General features: G+C 40.0%; 14 protein-coding genes. All 14 read right to left on the bottom strand.

Annotation, left to right across the window (positions count from 1 at the left end; genetic code table 11):
* Window positions 1-27 precede the first annotated feature (27 nt).
* Complete coding sequence (locus tag Q0G26_RS02195) at window positions 28-1425, bottom strand: ATP-binding protein (RefSeq protein ID WP_293828171.1); 1398 nt, start codon at window positions 1423-1425, stop codon at window positions 28-30.
* Between the two features lie 592 nt (window positions 1426-2017).
* The gene (locus Q0G26_RS02190; protein WP_293828170.1) at window positions 2018-3205 is read right to left on the bottom strand and encodes a transposase; all 1188 of its coding nucleotides are present in this window, start codon (window positions 3203-3205) and stop codon (window positions 2018-2020) included.
* 355 nt (window positions 3206-3560) lie between these two features.
* Window positions 3561-4055: a hypothetical protein gene (locus tag Q0G26_RS02185; RefSeq protein WP_293828169.1), complete on the bottom strand. Its 495-nt coding sequence runs from the start codon at window positions 4053-4055 to the stop codon at window positions 3561-3563.
* Between the two features lie 16 nt (window positions 4056-4071).
* Window positions 4072-4377: a ribosomal protein L7/L12 gene (locus Q0G26_RS02180; protein ID WP_293828168.1), complete on the bottom strand. Its 306-nt coding sequence runs from the start codon at window positions 4375-4377 to the stop codon at window positions 4072-4074.
* A gap of 4 nt (window positions 4378-4381) precedes the next feature.
* The gene (locus Q0G26_RS02175; RefSeq protein WP_293828167.1) at window positions 4382-4900 is read right to left on the bottom strand and encodes a zinc ribbon domain-containing protein; all 519 of its coding nucleotides are present in this window, start codon (window positions 4898-4900) and stop codon (window positions 4382-4384) included.
* Window positions 4901-4917: 17 nt separating this feature from the next.
* A complete protein-coding gene (locus Q0G26_RS02170) occupies window positions 4918-5706 on the bottom strand; it encodes a hypothetical protein (protein WP_293828164.1) in 789 nt (262 codons plus the stop codon).
* A 4-nt stretch (window positions 5707-5710) separates the two neighbouring features.
* Entirely contained in the window at window positions 5711-6445 is a 735-nt protein-coding gene (locus Q0G26_RS02165) for a hypothetical protein (RefSeq protein ID WP_293828162.1), read from the bottom strand.
* Entirely contained in the window at window positions 6445-10557 is a 4113-nt protein-coding gene (locus Q0G26_RS02160) for a hypothetical protein (protein ID WP_293828160.1), read from the bottom strand. Before Q0G26_RS02160 ends, Q0G26_RS02165 begins: the two co-directional genes overlap by 1 nt.
* A gap of 81 nt (window positions 10558-10638) precedes the next feature.
* Window positions 10639-12213, bottom strand: coding sequence for an AAA family ATPase (locus tag Q0G26_RS02155; RefSeq protein ID WP_293828152.1), 1575 nt, complete (start codon window positions 12211-12213; stop codon window positions 10639-10641).
* Between the two features lie 15 nt (window positions 12214-12228).
* Window positions 12229-12690, bottom strand: coding sequence for a hypothetical protein (locus Q0G26_RS02150; protein ID WP_293828149.1), 462 nt, complete (start codon window positions 12688-12690; stop codon window positions 12229-12231).
* Window positions 12691-12694: 4 nt separating this feature from the next.
* Window positions 12695-12973, bottom strand: coding sequence for a zinc ribbon domain-containing protein (locus Q0G26_RS02145; protein WP_293828147.1), 279 nt, complete (start codon window positions 12971-12973; stop codon window positions 12695-12697).
* A gap of 14 nt (window positions 12974-12987) precedes the next feature.
* Window positions 12988-14736: a hypothetical protein gene (locus Q0G26_RS02140; protein WP_293828145.1), complete on the bottom strand. Its 1749-nt coding sequence runs from the start codon at window positions 14734-14736 to the stop codon at window positions 12988-12990.
* A 17-nt stretch (window positions 14737-14753) separates the two neighbouring features.
* Window positions 14754-17426 carry a DUF87 domain-containing protein gene (locus tag Q0G26_RS02135; RefSeq protein ID WP_293828140.1) on the bottom strand — a complete coding sequence of 891 codons (2673 nt, stop codon included), beginning with the start codon at window positions 17424-17426 and terminating at the stop codon, window positions 14754-14756.
* A gap of 15 nt (window positions 17427-17441) precedes the next feature.
* Complete coding sequence (locus Q0G26_RS02130) at window positions 17442-18356, bottom strand: hypothetical protein (RefSeq protein WP_293828137.1); 915 nt, start codon at window positions 18354-18356, stop codon at window positions 17442-17444.
* Window positions 18357-18424: the final 68 nt, after the last annotated feature.

The raw sequence follows: 18424 nt of genomic DNA, 5'->3' as shown, positions 1-18424 counted from the left end.
TTGACTGTTTGACGCTTATGAAAGGACTTAATTATACAAGTCAGCCAGCGTCACAAGCGTCACTTCGCCACGCTGCGCTGCTTGCAGCAAGCCATCAGTAAAACCGCCTTTAGAAAAAATATAAAAATAATACTTTGTTCCCTTGCCAAAAACTCTTGCGTAATCACGTAAAAGCTCCAGCTCATCTAAACCGATTTTCTCATTACGATATTTACAGGAACCGATAATATAAGCATCTGGTGTAATTCCGGTTGCAACAATATCAATCTGCACCTGCTTTTTCTTTTGTGCATCTGTTCCCCACCATTGCCCGATATCAACAAGCTCTATAGGCAAGCTCTTCGCATAATACAGCAAGTAATCCTGACACATTTTTTCAAAAACAAGGCCCATGTAATCTGAAAAATAGCGTTTTACCATTTGCGAATAAATCCTTGCAATCCTGCCAGAATCAATGGCATTCACATTATTCGGCACAAACTTATACCAGAAACGGAAAAAATTATCTGCTAAAAGATAAATCGTCTTGCGCCCTGCTTTTTCTGTGAGCGGCGTTTCCTTTTTGACTATTCCTAATTCCATCAATGTTTTTAAGTACTTTAAAACAGTTGTGCTTGTCTCCTGCACTTTACCGCAGATATCAGCAGCTCGCGATGAACCTTCAGCAATGGCTTTAATAATAGCATTATAAATTGCAGGCTCACGTAACTCCTGCTTAAGCAAATTAGCTGGTTCTTCATACAAATAACCCGAACGATCAAACAAATTGGTCAGCAACGCTTCATCAATATCTTTCTTTACGCCCAGCTTGTTAATATAATGCGGCACACCACCAGTAATGCCATAAATCAAAGCATTGTCTTCATACGTCAGCTCAGGATGGAATACGGCTGTCTCTTTATAATCCAGCGGCTCAATTTTAAACTGACCTGTTCTTCTGCCATATAGCGGACTTTCCTGCCCCAGTACCTGATTTTCCATGAAGCTCATAGATGAACCACACAAAATCAAATAAAGTTTTCCCTTGCTCCATTGATGATCAATTAAATGCTGAAGCATTGCTGAGATAGCAGGCTTAGCTTTTGCTAAATAAGGATATTCGTCAATAACAAACACAAGCCTCTGCTCACGCGCCAACTCTGTTATCTCTGCCAAGGCATCATCATAACTTTTAAACTCCGGCGCAACCACAGCGTCAGGCTTTTCGTAACTCATAATTGCTTTTGATAAAGCCTTTAAATTTTCTTTCCCCGTTGTATTGAGCGCAGAAAAAAATATCGTTGGCTTATCTGCACAAAACTTGTTAATCAAGGCTGTTTTTCCTACACGACGACGGCCATAAATAATCAGGCACTCAAATTCTTCATCTTCATAACGTGCATTAAGCTTGCGCAATTCCTCTTCACGACAATAAAATTTTTCCATCTGCTTCACCACCATTCAAAATTATATAACTCACGATTATGTTACTTATAAGTATGTTACTTACGAGTATTATAATTTAGAATGGAGAAATTTGCAAGGGGTGGGCTTTTAAATTTAAAACTTGCGCACGTGATAAAGGTTAAAAATAGTGTAATAATGAAACCAAATATTCCACTAATAGGAGACTCCCAAAATTTTCCAGTAAAAAGCTGAGTAAAATTGCAAATAAGAAAATGAATAATAAAACTCTCTAAGAGAATATATTTCCACAGACGTTTGATATTATGTAACATAAACATCACTTCTCCTATCTCTGATAATTCTATTTATATTGTTACGCTAGTTAAATATATACATTCTTTTATATGCACCAAGATCAGGTTGATATAGCCATATAGAAAAGTAATTATTTCCAGTAGCTAGTGACATGATTATCATAAATATAATAGGTAGATAAATGAGAGTGACTCTATTGAATTTCTTATTCGCAACTACTGAAATAATAGTTGCTATAATATAACTAAAACTTCCCACATGCAAAATATAGCAAAAATGCATTTTGTCCTTTGAAAACTCAATAATTCAGCTAATTTTAGTGCACTAAAACAGCCCGTTGAATGTATAACGGCAATTTACCGACAAAATCATTTATAAAATCCTGAATCTGTTCTTCAGTATGGGTAAATTTATCCAGCAGGCTTTCCAGCATGGCAGTCATTAGTAGCTGCAATGCACTTGAAAACTTAATATCATCCAACTCCTGGCACATAATGTAAAAAAGCTCGCCAAGACTACGGTCATCAGAGTTCTCTCTTTGGCTGAGCGCAAGGAACATATAGCGCACAAAAACAGTTGCGACATGTGCTGTTAACGCATCATAGCTTAAGGAATGACATTCTTTGACAAGGTTGAGATAGGATTTACAGGTTTTGAAAAACACTTCTATCTGCCAGCGCTTGCCATAGATGCGAATAATTTCGTTCTCCGTAAGCTCTGGATTGGTGCAGATGAGAGCTACCCAATCTTTTCTGTTGCTTTTATTCCTAACACAGACGATTCTGGACGGTATTTGGGTGGAACCTTTAGTGACCATGACATCTACGGAAACAAGATACCTGCTACGGCCACGACGTTTAGGGCAACTGTTGAAGATTTGCTTTAAGGTCATTGCCTTGCCTTCATATTCGTAGCGTATTTTAGGGGATTTTTTAACCATGGCAATAGCATTCAAACCCAAGTTTTTAACATCAACAAGCTGATCTGGGCTAGAAAACCATGTGTCGAACAGAACATAATCAGCAGTATGGCCTGCAGCCATAGCTATTTTAAGCTGTTCTAACATAACATGTGTGCCTTTTGCCCTTGTCCTTTTGCGCCTTCTGGCTGCTAGAGAGCGACCATCAAATATTTTGCTTTCGCAAGCAACATTCTTATCGTTAGCAGAAGCCAGAAATGTGCTGTTTACCGGAATAAAGGTGTTGCCGTCAGTCCAGCCCAATGTCAGCAATCTGTAGCCAAGCTTGTAGTTACCATTTGTATGGTCAAAAACTTTGGAGCAGAGCTCTGTACATTTGCCGCTGATCCTTTCAAAAAGGCTATCATCAATAATGAATGCATTAACTCGCTCCTCGCTTGTGAGGGGCGTGAGGATGTCGACTACCTTTTTGGCAAGCGTTGTTGTAAATTTTTCCCAGTTGATTCTAGGGTCATTGAAAAATCTATAGAAAGTGTTCTTGCTGAAATTCTCTTTAAAAGTGCCGAGCTTGTGCTGCATGTACATGCTTTGACCGGCAAATATGTTCTCAACCTTGTATTGCAACAATTTGGTAGGTGAAATACCATTTTCTTTAGTGAAATTGCACTTGTTAAGAAGCTTTCCAATATTAAATTTAGAAAAAACAAGAAATGTTATTTTTTAGTTCCTTTACATCATTGTTTTGTGATAAAATAGACATGGCATAAACTGCCCTTTGCTATGTTTTTGTTTGCACTTTAATTATACCAAAGGGATGCGGTTTATGCCTTTTTTATTGGCTGAATTATTGAGTTTTCAAGGTTCTATGCTTTATTTAGGTGTGGGAAGTCTTAGTTACTTAGGTGTGCAACTTCATTATACAATCTACCACCTAAAAATCTTAGCAAGAAATCACGGAAACAGAACCGTTTGAACTGATAGCACGACAACAATCAACATACACTTCAATAAAGTCGTAACCACCACGCATAGCAATAGAACGAGCTTTCTCAAGTCCGCCAGGAAGCATTTGACCACCCTTATAATGTTCAATTATCTGACCAGTTATATCCAAAGTGTGAACCTCGTAGGGTTTACCAAGATAGCAAATAGAAACGATACCCAACATAATGCCGGTGATTTCAACTTCTGGGAACTCACTTCTAATGGTATCTACGATTTCATTTACTTTATGCTGATTATGAACGTGACCACCAGCATCGAGCTTGTGCATCGCCTGCATATATTCTTTAGAGCGAGGCTTGCGAAGCAATCTGTCTAACTTCATCTTGTCCATTTGCTGAGTCTGTTGGGTTTGCTGCTGCGTTTGAGTAGCGCTCAAGATGGTGTTTGTTTGCTGTTGGGTTTTGGGTTGTCTTAACATTGGTTTCGGCATTGTTCTATTCCTCCTATTATCTAATTTCTATGGTTGCACCGATAGCTTCAAATGTATTTTTAATCTGCATAGCTTCAGCTTCGGTTATATTTTCCGTTAATGTCGAAGGAGTGCGTTCAGATAAGTTTTTAGCTTCTGCAAGACCTGCCCCAGTCAACATTCGGATTTCCTTAATCATATTTAATTTGTTTCTTCCGCAATTAACTAAAACAACTTTCTTATATGGATTATTTACAAAGGAGTCATTTTTTAACTGTCTTCCACAAGCTCGGCAAAAACGAGCTATTTCTTCATTTTGAGTTCCGCATTTATGACAAAACATTTATTCAACCTCCTTTTGTTGAAGCTCCGCATTTTCCACAGAATCGTGCGTTCGCTTCTAATTCAGAACCGCAAGACGGGCACACAAGTCCTCCTCCGGGAGCCTCGCCTGTAAGTTCAAACAAGTGAAGCTCACAAGTTTCAATTTCATATTGCAACTGAGCTATATCCTCTGGAGGCAAAGAATATGTGGGAATCTGTTTTAGCCTTTCAAGCTGTTCTTTTGTTTTCTCTACAGAAAAGGAAGAAACCTTCTGTTGAATCATCTGTGCAAGTTCATAATCTATAGTAAGTTCTTCGTCACCACTTTCTATAGGCTCTGCATCATATGAATCGCCATCATCTTCGTCGTTATACATAATTGGTGAAGATGTCAGATTATATTCTTTGTTCTTGCGACGGTAAGCTTGCTCTGTTTCAAGCAATTCTTTGTAAACTCGTGCCCAATCAAAAATATCTTTTAACTGACATTCTATTTCTTGGTCCGTCAAAGAGGAAACGAAGCGTTCCATCTTTTTTATCATAGCAATCCATCCAATCTTTAGGATTTAACACTTTTCAAAATAAACACTATACCGATAATCATTACAACTACCGGACCGAAAGCAACCAATACAGCAGATAACTGAGATAATCCGTTTACAATGGAGCCGAAATGTTTTTCAAGCATCCAAATTCCGCAAACATAGACGATAGCTTTCAAGAAAGCTGCTCTCAATATTCCTACCACTTTACTTTGTGAGAACAGCAGAAGCGCACCAATCGCACCAATTCCTGCGGTGCTGTTTTTCTTAAAAAGAGAAACTATTAACATAGGGATTGTTCCAACCGAAAGCAAAGCGATGGCACTTCCTATTACGGATACAATCCATTGATACACCGAGGAACCTTTTATTACATAGTTAAGCAATAACAATGATGCAATGGCAACTACAACGCCGGTAAACAAATTAACCATAAACTTCCCGGTTGCACTACCTTGGGTTAATGGAAGGAGCATTATTATCTCTATTGTTGCTGAAAGAATAACCGTGTCTAAAAATGATACTGAAGCAGATAGTGGACTTTCGGAAAAGACTTTTTGCAAAGACCCATAATCCGCTATTTCATTTAAGAAGGGAATACCTCCACAAATCCCCTCAAAGAATGAAGCAAGTTCTGAAAAAGAACCCAAACTTAAAATCAAGAAGGCATAAGTAAAGAGTAGTCCTATCGCTGCAGCAACATTTTCGCTAACATCCGATATTCCGTCTGTTCCAACTCTACCCAAGAAACCTGCGACCACCAAGAACACGCCGATAACAAATAGAGTTGATAATACAGAGTACATATGGTTAATACCTCGGCAATCCTTTTTCCAAAGCTTCGAGTGCCACTTTTGGTGATTCTCTCAGAAAAACAAGATAGTTATATGCTCCGAGCAAGGATAACGGATAATTTGAATTTAATTGTTCTGCTGTGAAGCCTTCGACAGAAATTGCTGTGTATTTACTTTTCCATTTTCCACATTTTATGACATCTATAAATTCAGAAAAAATATCCGTATATCTTGACAACTTCAGCAAAGTCTTTATTGCCGCTTTCAGCTTCGGTTCAAACTTCTCCAATACAAATGTCACAAGTTTCTCATCAAAAGTATGATACTCATACGACTTTTCTTCAACGGCATAAAGCAGAGGAATGAGGTTAGCTTTTTTTGTTGCTGAGTACGATACGCCAACAATCGAAGACCAAGTTCGTCCAGTAGCAACGATTTCTTGATTTTGATAAAGAAATCTCAACTCCCACTCGCTTATGTTTGAGGATGATATATTTCGCATAAATGATTCGATAGTCTCAAACTGAAAGATAAAATCCGAACTATCGCCAGCAATAATTTGTCGTTGCCCACCAATTTCCGTTTCTTCTGAAAAATGAAAACTAAGAAGTTTTACATCGTGATTAGTAGATAACAAATAGGCAATAATAGCACCTGGTGTAAAGTCAGAACGTGCAAGCAACAAATCATTTAATTCGTATTGCTCTACGCAGGAATCATATACTATTTGTGTTTTCTTTACTATTTTCATTATCTCACCTTCACTTCAATATTATATTTTTGTTCCATTCTTGCTGCAAAGTTCTTGTATGACTTTAATGCAGTATCGGATGCACCTGGTAAATCAATAATGATTTGTGAGTCGATTTTAGCTGTTTGGTCAACACATTCGGCTTTTAGTTTATTATAATCTTCATCACCCATACCGGGAAGCCTTTCCGGCACATAATCATTATCAATCTTTGCTGTGTTAATCTCTTTAATTCGTTCTTCGATGCAAAATTGTGTGGAAAGGGGATAAGCATCACAATTCTCTAATTGAACAATTTCGCTGGGTTTTCCTTCAACGAGTTCAAACGACATATCCTTAAAGTTTCCCTCACCAAGAGAAAATGCTCTTGATATGCCCGCTTTGTCATCCTCGTTTGTGAGCAGTTTATCACCGACATAGACATTTGAATGTTCCACTTCGGACAACAATCCACTTCCGTCAGCTTCTTCAATCTTTTTTATGGTTTCTGCTGAGTATTCACAATTCTGCAACTCGCAATTTTGCAAATCAAACTTAATGTCCTTTCCACTTTGCGAAACATCAGATTTAGAGTCGTGTCCATTAGCATCGCCAATTCGCAAAGCAAGACTTTCAGACCGCAATTCTGCTAACACCTCTGGTTTAAGCGAACCATCCTTATTCATAATAAAGGAAGTATCAAACGTGATTCGCTCTGTGGGATTAGCTTTATTAAAGTCATCGACACCTTGCTTCAATCTTGAAATCGCAGTTTCCCATTGTTCAGCACTTGAAAGATTAGTTACCCCAGAATTTGATTTACTATGAAGCAAACAACCAAGAGCCACCTCGTCGGCATTTACTTCTTTGGATTCGATAAATTCTCTGTCTCTCAATGCGTGAATGGCTGCTTGCAAAGAATGTGCATCACGTATCTGTTTTGCAGACAACTCACCATTAAACTTGTCAGCATCAATGTTAGCATCCATTCCTGTGTCGTGATATATAGCCACCATCTCTACGGTTTTGCTATCTATATTAGAGGAATACAATCCGTTGTAATTATTTTCCGCAAAATGTTCAGATAACACTTCTGCAGCCTCAACAGATTTTTCTCTAACTTTTTCGATATGACCACTTTCTAAATCATTATGTTCCTTATATGTATCAAAACCTCCATCTTTAATTTTTTTTGCTATTTCCACACCATTTTCGTAAGCAGGAGCGACTTTTTCTTTGATTTGTGCTATCTCTTCCGCTTCAAAAACTTCTTTTGGATTTCTTAACTCTTTGAAGTTTATGATTTCGTTCTTTTTCTCATCTACTTCCGATGTAAATTCACTAACTGCAACCTTGTCAAAAACAGCCCCTTTTTCGGGATGAGTCTCACTAAAATCTGCAGTTGCTCCTTCATAATTATCATCAAACTTGATTTCTGCTTTGGATTTTTCAGCGGAAGTAATTTTATCTTTGATTACTTGCCCATAAGCACGAGCATTGACTTCAACAAGCTGATTGCGATACTCCATATAACTGGCATAGTCGTTTCCAGGCGATTGATAATTATCAAAGTTTTCTCTAAATGCCAAATCTCGCTCGTTTTCCAACTTATCTGCTCGCTGATGTTGATATTTGTGGCGATATTCGTGAGAAACTGTATCAGCAATTCCCACCGAATCATCCAAACAATGTTCGTTTATGAAAATAGAATTGTTGGTGGGGTCATAGTATCCACGCTCAATCATTCCATCCTGCGGAGGTTTATTGAAGAACACAATTCTTGGCTTATCTTCAACGCCGAGGATTTCAGCATTATAATCAGCCAACTTTTCAACTGCCTGTTTCTGCTCCTTGATAGATAATTGTTCCCAATTATCTTGTTTGAAAGGAGACAGCACTTCGGCAGCTTTGGACTCATTAACAAAATAGTTGGTTTCTCCAGGAATATCTGTGCCGGTATTCACCTCTGATATTCTTGAAGCAGGGGGCAACTCAGCCATAGATACACATTCATCGCCGAGCTGTTCGGTAATAGCCTTGTTGTTTTCATCCAACTTCACAATAGAATATCCAATTCTATCATAGCTTTCTCGCATTGCGTTATATTCTGCAGACAACTGCTGATAACGTAAGTCGTGAGCTGTATCATATCTATCCATATTGTTGGATGTAACGTACTCCGAAATTTCATCCATTTTAGCATCCATAGCCTGCTTAATGGAGTCTTTTTCGGCAGAGAGTTCCTTTATTGTAGAGCAGCTTTCTTCTCTTATATTTGCAAGCTCTCCCTTATCCGGCTTTGTGTCATAATACGTTTGGTCATATCTCTCTTGAAGTGCATTAACTCCTGCGAGAGTAGCAGCAGAGGCGGCTACAGCTTCGGCACCCTTTTGAATTTGAGCATCTCGGAGTTCAAGACTCTTTTTATCTAAAAGTTCTTGTTGCTTTTCCATTGATGCAATTTGTTCATCAAGGCTTGCCTTTTGATCTCGGAGGTCATTGTATTCTCTGAGAGATTGCTTATATTCTTCGCTACCTTTTTCTTTGGACAGAACTTCATCAAACTTACTCTTTAATTCTGCCTCTGTTGCAGCTTTTTCCTCGATTTTAGCTTGGAGTTCAGTAGCGTTTTCCTCTCTCAAGTCGTTAATTTCAGAAGAAGAAACGTCGTCTTTCTCGAAAGCACCGTCGATTCTTTCTTGCAGAGATTTACTTGCCGCTTCAGAGTTCTGCTCAGTCTGGTCGCTCTCCAATTCCTCCGCGGTTTCTTCGATTGCCTCTACAGATTCTTGTTCTTCTTTCTTTTCCTCAATACCATCTTCGATTTCGTCGGATTTTTCTTCGGCTATTACTTCCGCTTCTTCATCTGAAAGGTTTTCGCTTGTTGATTCGTTAACTTCATCAGCAATTTGCTCTTTTGCCTCATCATCGGTTAAATCTCCATTTTCGACGATTTCATCAGCACGGGCATCAATGGTCTCATCAGCAGAATCCTGCTGTTCTTCGATGTTATCAACGTTCTCCTCAATATTTTCGGCAACAATTTCCTCGGCTTTTTCAGAGGAGATTTTACCATCCTCAGATTCATCGTTGATGTTTTCGGCTACATCCTCTTGGATTTCCTCCTTGGTTTCGTCGCTGAGTTCTGTTTCGGTTTGTTCCTCAACTTTTTGAGAGACATCTTCGCTGACACTTTCATCGTTAATTTGGGATGTTTCAACCTTAGTATCATCATCCATTTGCTCCAAATCATCAGCTTCAACATCCTCGGTGTTTTCTTTGGTCTCAGAAGATGTACCCTCATTCACATCTTCGTCGTTCTCATCCGAAGTCTCAGCGGTCTCCTCGGTGTTTTCAGTCTGTTCCTCAATCTGCTCACCGTCAGGCTCGACTTCCTCGGTATTTTCTTCGGTTTCAGAGTATTCAGCTTCCGCTGTATCCTCTAATTTCTCTGTATCATCTTCGGAAACTTCATTGTTTATATTTTCTGTTCCTTCCGGAACCTCATTTTCGTTTTTATTGATTTGGTTTTCCAAATCGTCTTTATATTCTTTGGCAACTTCTTGCTGAGCTTCAAGTGTTTCTTCTGCTTCTTCCAGTTCTTCTTGTGCTTGCTCGTATTCTTCTTCTGTAACCTCATCGGCTACTTCGTTAGCTTCTGGACGTTCAACAACTTCTGCATTATGTACTTCGATAGGCTCATTCTCATTTGCGTTTTCTTTGAGTTGTTGCATATCTTCGGGGTCATCACATTCATTGTAAGCTTCCTGCAATTCTGCACTTGCTTCTTCTTGACTAACTTCTCCATCTGTTGTGTAAGTAACTTCTGCTACATATTGACCATCAGTTTCTTTGCCACAATCATTAAAATCGTCATCATCTTCTTCAGCCAATTCGGGATTTTCTTCTTCCATTTCTTCCATCTTGGCTTCGCAATCATCGTAATTTTCTTCAGCTTCTTCTAACGACTCTGCATTTACTTCATTGCCCTTGCTGTCTTGAACTTCATTCAGAGAGCAGTCATCAAAATTTTCGGCAGTTTCCTCAGTTTCGGACAAGTGTTCACTATCAACTTTGACTTCGGGAGTTTCGTTGATTTCTCTATTCTCGCCGTTTTCTAAATTGAAGCTCATAATCTATCCTCCATATATAAAATAACGCAGACACGGTATGGTTTGCATAAATCAAGCCACATCCGTGTCTGCGTAGAATTATCACACCAACACTTTTCGTGTCTTGAGTCCAGATTTCTTCTGGGAGAGTTCCTCTCCGCCGATTGGCTTACCGGAAGCAGGCACAGCACGCTCTTTTCCCCAATCACGGATTGCTTCAATTTTTTCGGGACTTGTCTGAGAAAGGGGTACAACATTGTTGAATGCTGTAATCATATTTTCTTCATTAAGCACGAAATTACTGTTAGCAATAGAGCGATATGCCAAGTCTCTCACGGTAGATTCAAGGTCGGCGCCAGTAAATCCATCAGTAAGTTCTACAATTTTATCTGCAAATGGACCGATAAAATCAAGTTTCAAATATTTACGCATATACAGCGAAAGAATGTCACGACGTTCATCGGCAGTAGGCAAATCGACAAAAAACAGCTCGTCAAATCTACCTCTACGCAAAAGCTCAGAGGGGAGCATAGAAACATCGTTTGCTGTCGCAACAACGAACACCTGCTTTTTACACTCCTGAAGCCAGAATAAAAACTGTCCAACCATTCGTGTCGATACACCGCCGTCGTTTGAACCACTTGCACCGGACAATCCCTTTTCAATTTCATCAATCCAGAGAATACAAGGAGATACATTCTCAGCGGTTGTAAGGGCATCCTTCAACTGTTGCTCGGACTGCCCCACATAACTTCCTTGAACTGTAGCGAAGTCCAAGCGATATAGCGGCAATTTCCAGTTAGCAGAAATTGATTTCGCAGAAAGAGATTTACCACAGCCAGGAACACCAACAAGCAAAATTCCTCTCGGCGGTTGCAATCCTTTTGCTCTTAACTCATCACGCTTTTCAGGAGTGAGGAGTTCTTTCTTTTCATTCAGCCATTTTCTTAAACCGGCTAATCCGCCGACATCCTTAACGCTCTCATCCACATCAATTTTTTCCAAACCGGAAATGTCAGAAAACAATCTGTCTTTAGCGTATCTAATTTCATCCATATCGGATTTTTTGATACTCTTATTTGCTATCAAGGCAGCAATTACATTTTCCGCTTCAATGCGGGTTACGCCAGCCAAAGTAGAAGCGGCTTCACGAATATCGGTATTATCCCATTCAATAGGAATTTCCGAACGATAGTCGTCTATGTACTCCTTGATAATCGAATACATTTCATCTTCGTTGGGGAGGTCAATTTTAATGACCATACCCAATCTTTGTAGCTGATTCCAAACAGCATTATTAGTCAAAACTATAACAACGCCGCCAGATTCGTTTGCCAATGTAACCAAGTCCAGAATCTGTCTTGCATCACTATTGTCGCCACTAATATCGGGAACCTCGGTCAGAATGAGCGTCATATACTGCTTACGCTTCATTTGCTCACTCATAAAGTCAATAGCTCCATACACGGATTTATCATCGTTAATTGACTTTTCCGTGCTTAAATCGTAAATACCCTTTGATAGCGTATGAACATAAAAAGGTAGAGTTAGTTCCTCGGAAATCTCTTTCAAAATATCCAACGTTCTTGCTCTTTCGATTGTGTTTATAGCTATGAAAGGGATACGAGCGATAGAGTATCTTTTCAAGAGTTCTTTGCTCTTTGCAACATCACTCATATATCAGCACTCCTTTCAAAATGCGTTTACTTTATTGTTTCTCACAATGCTTGCGAGTTTACCGCTACGGTCTTTCTTCGCAGAATCCTCAAGAGAAGTCTGCATACTGTTTGCTTGACTTATTACCAACTGGTGATACTGCTGACGGTCCTTCTCCGGGATTGCAGGAAGATTGATCGCTTTAGATAAAAAGCACATCTCCTTGCGGAGGGCAAGGAGAGCCTGCACAATGGCTCTCTCTTGCCCATTAGAACGAGTCATTTCCTTCTGGAACTTATCAGATGCAGCATTCATTCGATAGTTGATAACATCAATCAGTTTTTTTGCAAACCGTTCGGCAACACCGGATTGCCATTCAATAGTGCCTCTCTGCATAGCAGACAACACAGCTTCATCATCGGATTTAGCTTTTAGCATATTCAAAACAGCAACCCATTCAGAATATGTTTTCGGAGGTGCAATAGCTGTGGTCAACATCGAATTAGTGCCTCCTTACCATTACCTGGGGCGGTTCGATGCTCCACGCAGGAAGGCCCTCTGCAAAAGCACTGCTGGGTGCAACATATTTCGCCACCTTTGCAGGTGTTTCCTTTGCGGGGGCGAAAGCAGGAGCATTGTTGGCTTGTGGCACAACAATTTCTTCGCCACAGGAAATGCAAAATTTACTATCAGCTTTATTACTTGCACCGCACTTAGGACAAGGAATATTCGTTCCAGCAGCAACAGAGTTTATAAAATTCGCTTTGCTTTTAGCATCCATCTTTCTTTCCTCCTTTACTGAACCTTAATTCTACGGTTTGAATCCGCAAGCTTTCTCACATACTGTTCGGGGCTAATCTGCTCAAGGAAGTCAATAACCTTTTGACTTTCACCATCTTTTTCAGCGAACTCAGCTCTGAAATCGACAACCTCAGCGAGAATAGCTCTGATAATCTGAGAACCGTTCTTGCGTTTTTCTTCAAACTTTGCTTCGATATTCTGACGATTCTGTTCAACTTTCTTCTTCTTGGAGAAATGGTTGATAACCATACCAATGCCAGCGATAATCGCAATCAAACCGAGGAAACCGTTGCCGGCAATCATCATAATCAAACCGATAACACCTATTGCCGCACCACCCCACAGACAGAATTTCTCAAATCCGGAGAGGACAACCTGAGCAAGCGCACTTGCTTTTTCCTTGTCAACCAGGGCGTTGAACTTGCTGATGAGTTCTGTTTCATTCTGACCATCAGTAGTCTTATCGTTAAAGGTATCAACATTGATTTCGATTTCGTTTGGAATTTTCATCCTGTTTTGAGCTACAACGTCGTTGTAGGCATCGCTGACCCATTCCTTGGAAAGAGCAATAGCAAACTTCTGAGTAGAAGCGCTTGCATGGGAACTGTCTGGCTTCATAGCTGCATCAGTAAGCAACTGAGTAAAGTCCTTGTGTTCCTCAAAAGCGGTCTGTTCAACAGCCATATTCAGGCGAGCACAATCCTCATCGCCGTCAAAGTCAATAACAAACTGGTTGTACTTTTCTTCTTTTCGGAGAGGAATTTCTTCCTCGTCAAATTCAGAAACCAAAGTGTTCAAAATCTCGTCGAGCTGTGCCTTCAAAGAGTCTGCTGAACTTTCCTGTTCAAAGATTGCGGTGAAATAGCCCAGGATTTCAGCATGGAGCATAGCTCCTTCCATGATATCCTGCAAAGCAGGCCATGTCTTGCTGTACTTGCGAAGATATGTATAATCGTTAGTTGCAAGAGGTTTTCTCTTGAGGTTGATTGCATCGGACCACTGCTTTGTCTGCTGCTCAACAAAACCAGGCTTGTCCGCAAGATGCTCAAGCCATTCGCCCATCTGTCTGGAAACGATGCCTTCGGAATCTGACCCAAGCAAACCGCTTGCAAAAGCGTCGAGAATAATCACCGTCTTCCTGTCAAGATTTTCTTCATCCTGGTTAGCGAGATAACGCTGAGTCCATTTGAGTGCAGCGCTCTTGCGGTCGGCTCTACGGCAAATCAAAGCGAAGAACAGAGAAGTCTTTTCGTCGTTTCTCTTGATACCTTCCTTGAGAGCACGTTCAGCTAATTCTGGCTGGTCGTTAATCCAAGCAGCGAGTGCCACCAAACAAGGCGCCAACCAATATCCAGGGGTGGAGATCATAAGTTCCTCAGTAGCATTGCTTATAGTGTCTTTCTTGACAATACCAATGTCATCCGCTTGAAGAATGCCAGTGGTAGTTCTTCTTACGATGTCGTAGTGACCAAACCGCTTCTCCATCTCCTGCCTGATTTGAATAACTCTCTGCTGTGCTTTGGACAAAGCGTTCGCTCTAACCTGAAGCTGCACAAAGTTGTGGAAGTCACGTGCCAAGGCACCAATTTCATCGTAAACTATCTTGACGTTGTCGTTTACACGGTCAACGTTATTGTCGATTACTTCGAGGTTGTTGTTCAGCGTACCGAGATTGTTGTTGATAGCTCTTAAGCCATCTTCAATTGCACTTAGATTAGCTGAACTGATTGCATAATCCGCCATTCTCTTTCTACCTCCGTTTATTTAGTGGATTTTTTATATCTAAGATAATCTGACAGGTATTTCTGCCTTTGACCATCATTTAGATCTTCGTTTTGAGCCAAGATATAGCCTAACACGCAAAGACGCTCAAAATCATTTTGTATGTTTAACTTTTTAATCAGTTCCGAGTTCAAAAACGCATCGAATGATTTGGGGGCAAATTTTTTAACTACCCACTTTTCCAAAACCTTGTTTGTGGCTACATTGGTGTCTATGTACTCGGAAATCTTCTTGTGATATTTGCAACGATGTTCACAATACGAGCATCCTGCATGGTGGCAAATAACCTCATCGTATCCGCTTGCAATGTCATATACTTTCTTTTTCACCTCGGCAATAACTTCGCCTCGGTTTTTTTCGTAATAAGACTTAACAAGAGGCAACTTCACACACTTGGGCCTATTGTCACCTTCGGCATATACAGCAGCATAACCACGTCGCAATGAACTGAGATACTCAATTTGCTCTGGACTCATATTCATTGCTCTGCCAATCGTTTCTCTATCCTCTAACGCAACTGTACGATGTACAATTTTAAGGTTTGTGTTCTTAATCGTATCCGGTGCGAGTTTTGTGGGTATCTGGTCAGCAATCAAGATACCTTGCCCAAAAGTACGAATTTCGGCAAGAAGGTTACAGAAAAACTCAACAGATTTAGCACGTGTGTTACCACCTTCACCCGACTCAGAGACATTTTTCAGCAAGCGGTGTGCTTCTTCAACCATAAGAATATGGGAGAGCTGTTTGCTACCTTTGGTCATCTGAGACTTTCGGTATTCGTATAGCTGAACAAGCAGAATGCCTATTACGAAAGATTTTGTTTCGTCGTCACCTAAATCTTCAAGCTCCATTACAACAGGACGAGACAACAGTTCTTCTATTGGCACAGATTTTGGCGTGTTCAACATCGCACCTTTACCGCCAATCATCAAAGAGTAAACTCGTGCTTGTAGTGCAGCCTTTACGTTTGATTGAACCTCTTGGTGATACCCCATATTATCGACTATTACATCAATTTTATTGTAAAGGTCTGAAAGAGTAGGGTACTCGGTCAAACCAAAACGATTTATATTTTCTACAATGTCCCATCCACGGTCGCTGTATATTTCATAAACAGCTTTTTCAAGGATATATGGCATTGGAGGGTACAAATCGAACGCAGCCTTAAAAGTTGATAGCAAATAATCAATGTGAGTTTGAAGCGAAATTTTGTGGTTCGTTTCAAAGGGATTGATTCTATATTTTACCGATGTTTGAGCTGCCTCAGCGCCCAGCGTAAATACAAGCAAGTCCTCAAAACCTTTAAGGTTTCGCAACTCCCAATATTCACGTTTCGCTGACTCGATAACCATAAAGGGAACTTTCTCTTGTCGGTCAGCAGGGTTCCACAACGTATTCAAAATGGATTTAGACGTATTTGTTTTACCACCGCCGGTTATTCCAATAATCAGAGCGTGACGTGTGAAGTCGTCTTTTTCCATAGAATATATGTTGTTGGCAGTTGAATTGTCTTTGCGTCCTGCAACACAAATATCTCCAATCGGGATAGGCTTTTTAAATAATTTTTTTGTTCTGTTAGATACATCGAACTCAACATATTGGTCAATGTAGTAGCCTGGAAATTCCTTTGTTGGCAACTGACACATAGTAGCTAATTGGTCGCTGTTTAACACGGTTTGATACTTGTATATAAACAACGTGATTGACTGAGCAATTCCAGAGCGTTGCCATCTTCCCAAGGGATGCAAGTCTGGATTTTCAATCAAATCAGCCATCATATATGTATTGGAAATTACATCTTTAATTGAGTTGTAATCAATTACTCTGAAAGGTTCGGGCTTTGATTCTTCACCCGAATAACTTGCTTTTATGATATTTCCAAGTCGCTTCGCATCCATAGCGTTATCGGATGCAAAGTAGCCGTTTACACGCCACATTCCTCGTGCTGTACCGACCTTTAACATATGCTCAAGAACTTCAAGATTTTCAAAATAATTCTTGCTGTGAAAATCCTGTTTTTGTGCAGACAGATTGCCTTGTGCTCCGCCAGAAATGGTCTGGTTAATAAGCGTAAAGACACTTTCCATTTCCTCAAGAATTTTTTCGTGTCCGAGTGTAACAGCGATATTGCTGATGCCAGATGCAAGTATTAAATAAGTAAATTTTTTTCCTTGCATACCTCGGCAAATGTTTTCAATTTGAAAACTCTTTTTTTCAGCCGCAAGTTTATCGGTCGGAATACCAGTGAACATTCCACCATATTCTCGTGGGCTTGTTCTTAAAGGATTTTCGGAGACATATTCTATGTCAATCCCCGGAAAAACAGATTCGTACGAAGAACGCAATCCGTCTCGCAAAACTTTCATTGTTCCTATGTATATGTCAATGCCGTTTTCATTTCCGATAATCGCATATGCAAATGGCACACCGTGACGAACGCTACTGTTGAGAATGTCACCAACTAATGTACTTATTGAAAAATCTTGTTCTGTTTCCCAAAAGCGAGTTAAACCATTCACCTTGAAAAACTGCATATTCTGACTTTCTTCATATCCATTAGATATAAAGTTGCCGTTAGGAATAAAATCAAGGTCTTTCCTGCAAAGAGCGTGATTCTTTTCGGCAGAAGTATATCCGTTATAATTTGCCATTGGCCACCCTTCTTGTTAAAAAAGTCGTTTTATTAGCGAGAATATAGCCCCAAAAATAGCACCGAATATTTTCAATGCTTTGGGTAGGTTTGTAAGGCACAGAATGATAATAACTGCCCAGATAATTCCTTCGACACCAAGACCGGTAATCATCATAAACATAAGGGCAACGACAATCGCTGTGATAAACCAAACAACACCTTGTCCGATTGTTCTCGCAGGGGTAATAGTGGTTCCGCTTGCTTTATTTTTTATGAGTTTGGCAATAATGTTATTGTTGGAGTCTCTTCGTCCATATACTTCAATATCATTATTTTCACTAACTGCACCATTATTTAACCTTCCGTACACAATAACCTGATCGCAGGCATTACCAAGGGCGTTTAATGCAGTACCCGAAAAATCGGGAAACACCTGGAACATCGTAACATCATCATCAAGTGTAAAGGGGATTCCCATAAACAAAGCTCTAAACCACTTTTCCAAAATAGACCGCTTTTGATTATCCACGACAATGTTTTTGGTTATTCCCGTTGTTAAAGGTTGATTACCCGAAACACGAGGAGCAGATTGAGAGTTGACTACAATTGTGTTCTGCTGAGCGACTTGAGGAGCTTGACCTGCTGAATACACTTGAACCGAAGGCTGAGAGGCAACGGTTGTCATATCGTTACCATATGGGGCTTGGTCAGCCAACGAAGCTCCACCGCTTAATAAAACTTTTCGGTTCCCCCCTCTTTTGGGGGCATAAGTATCGGTGTTTTGATTGCCGCTATTATTTATAATATTTCGTTTGTTATGTGATGCGATTTGAGTTTGAGTAGGTGACACACTTTGAGCATATGGATCTTGACCAATCGCACAAAGTTCACATATATCGCCTTGATTATCAACTTCATTTACGCCACAAATTCTACACTTATACGCCATTATCATTCCTCCTCGTATAATATATTTGTAAGCAACATCCGCCGTTAACTTACCAGCAAAATTTGTTC

This window comes from uncultured Phascolarctobacterium sp., assembly GCF_934190775.1.
Taxonomy (GTDB): domain Bacteria; phylum Bacillota; class Negativicutes; order Acidaminococcales; family Acidaminococcaceae; genus Phascolarctobacterium_A.
Note: the sequence above shows the minus strand (reverse complement) of the source record. Positions and strands in the feature narration are given on the sequence as shown.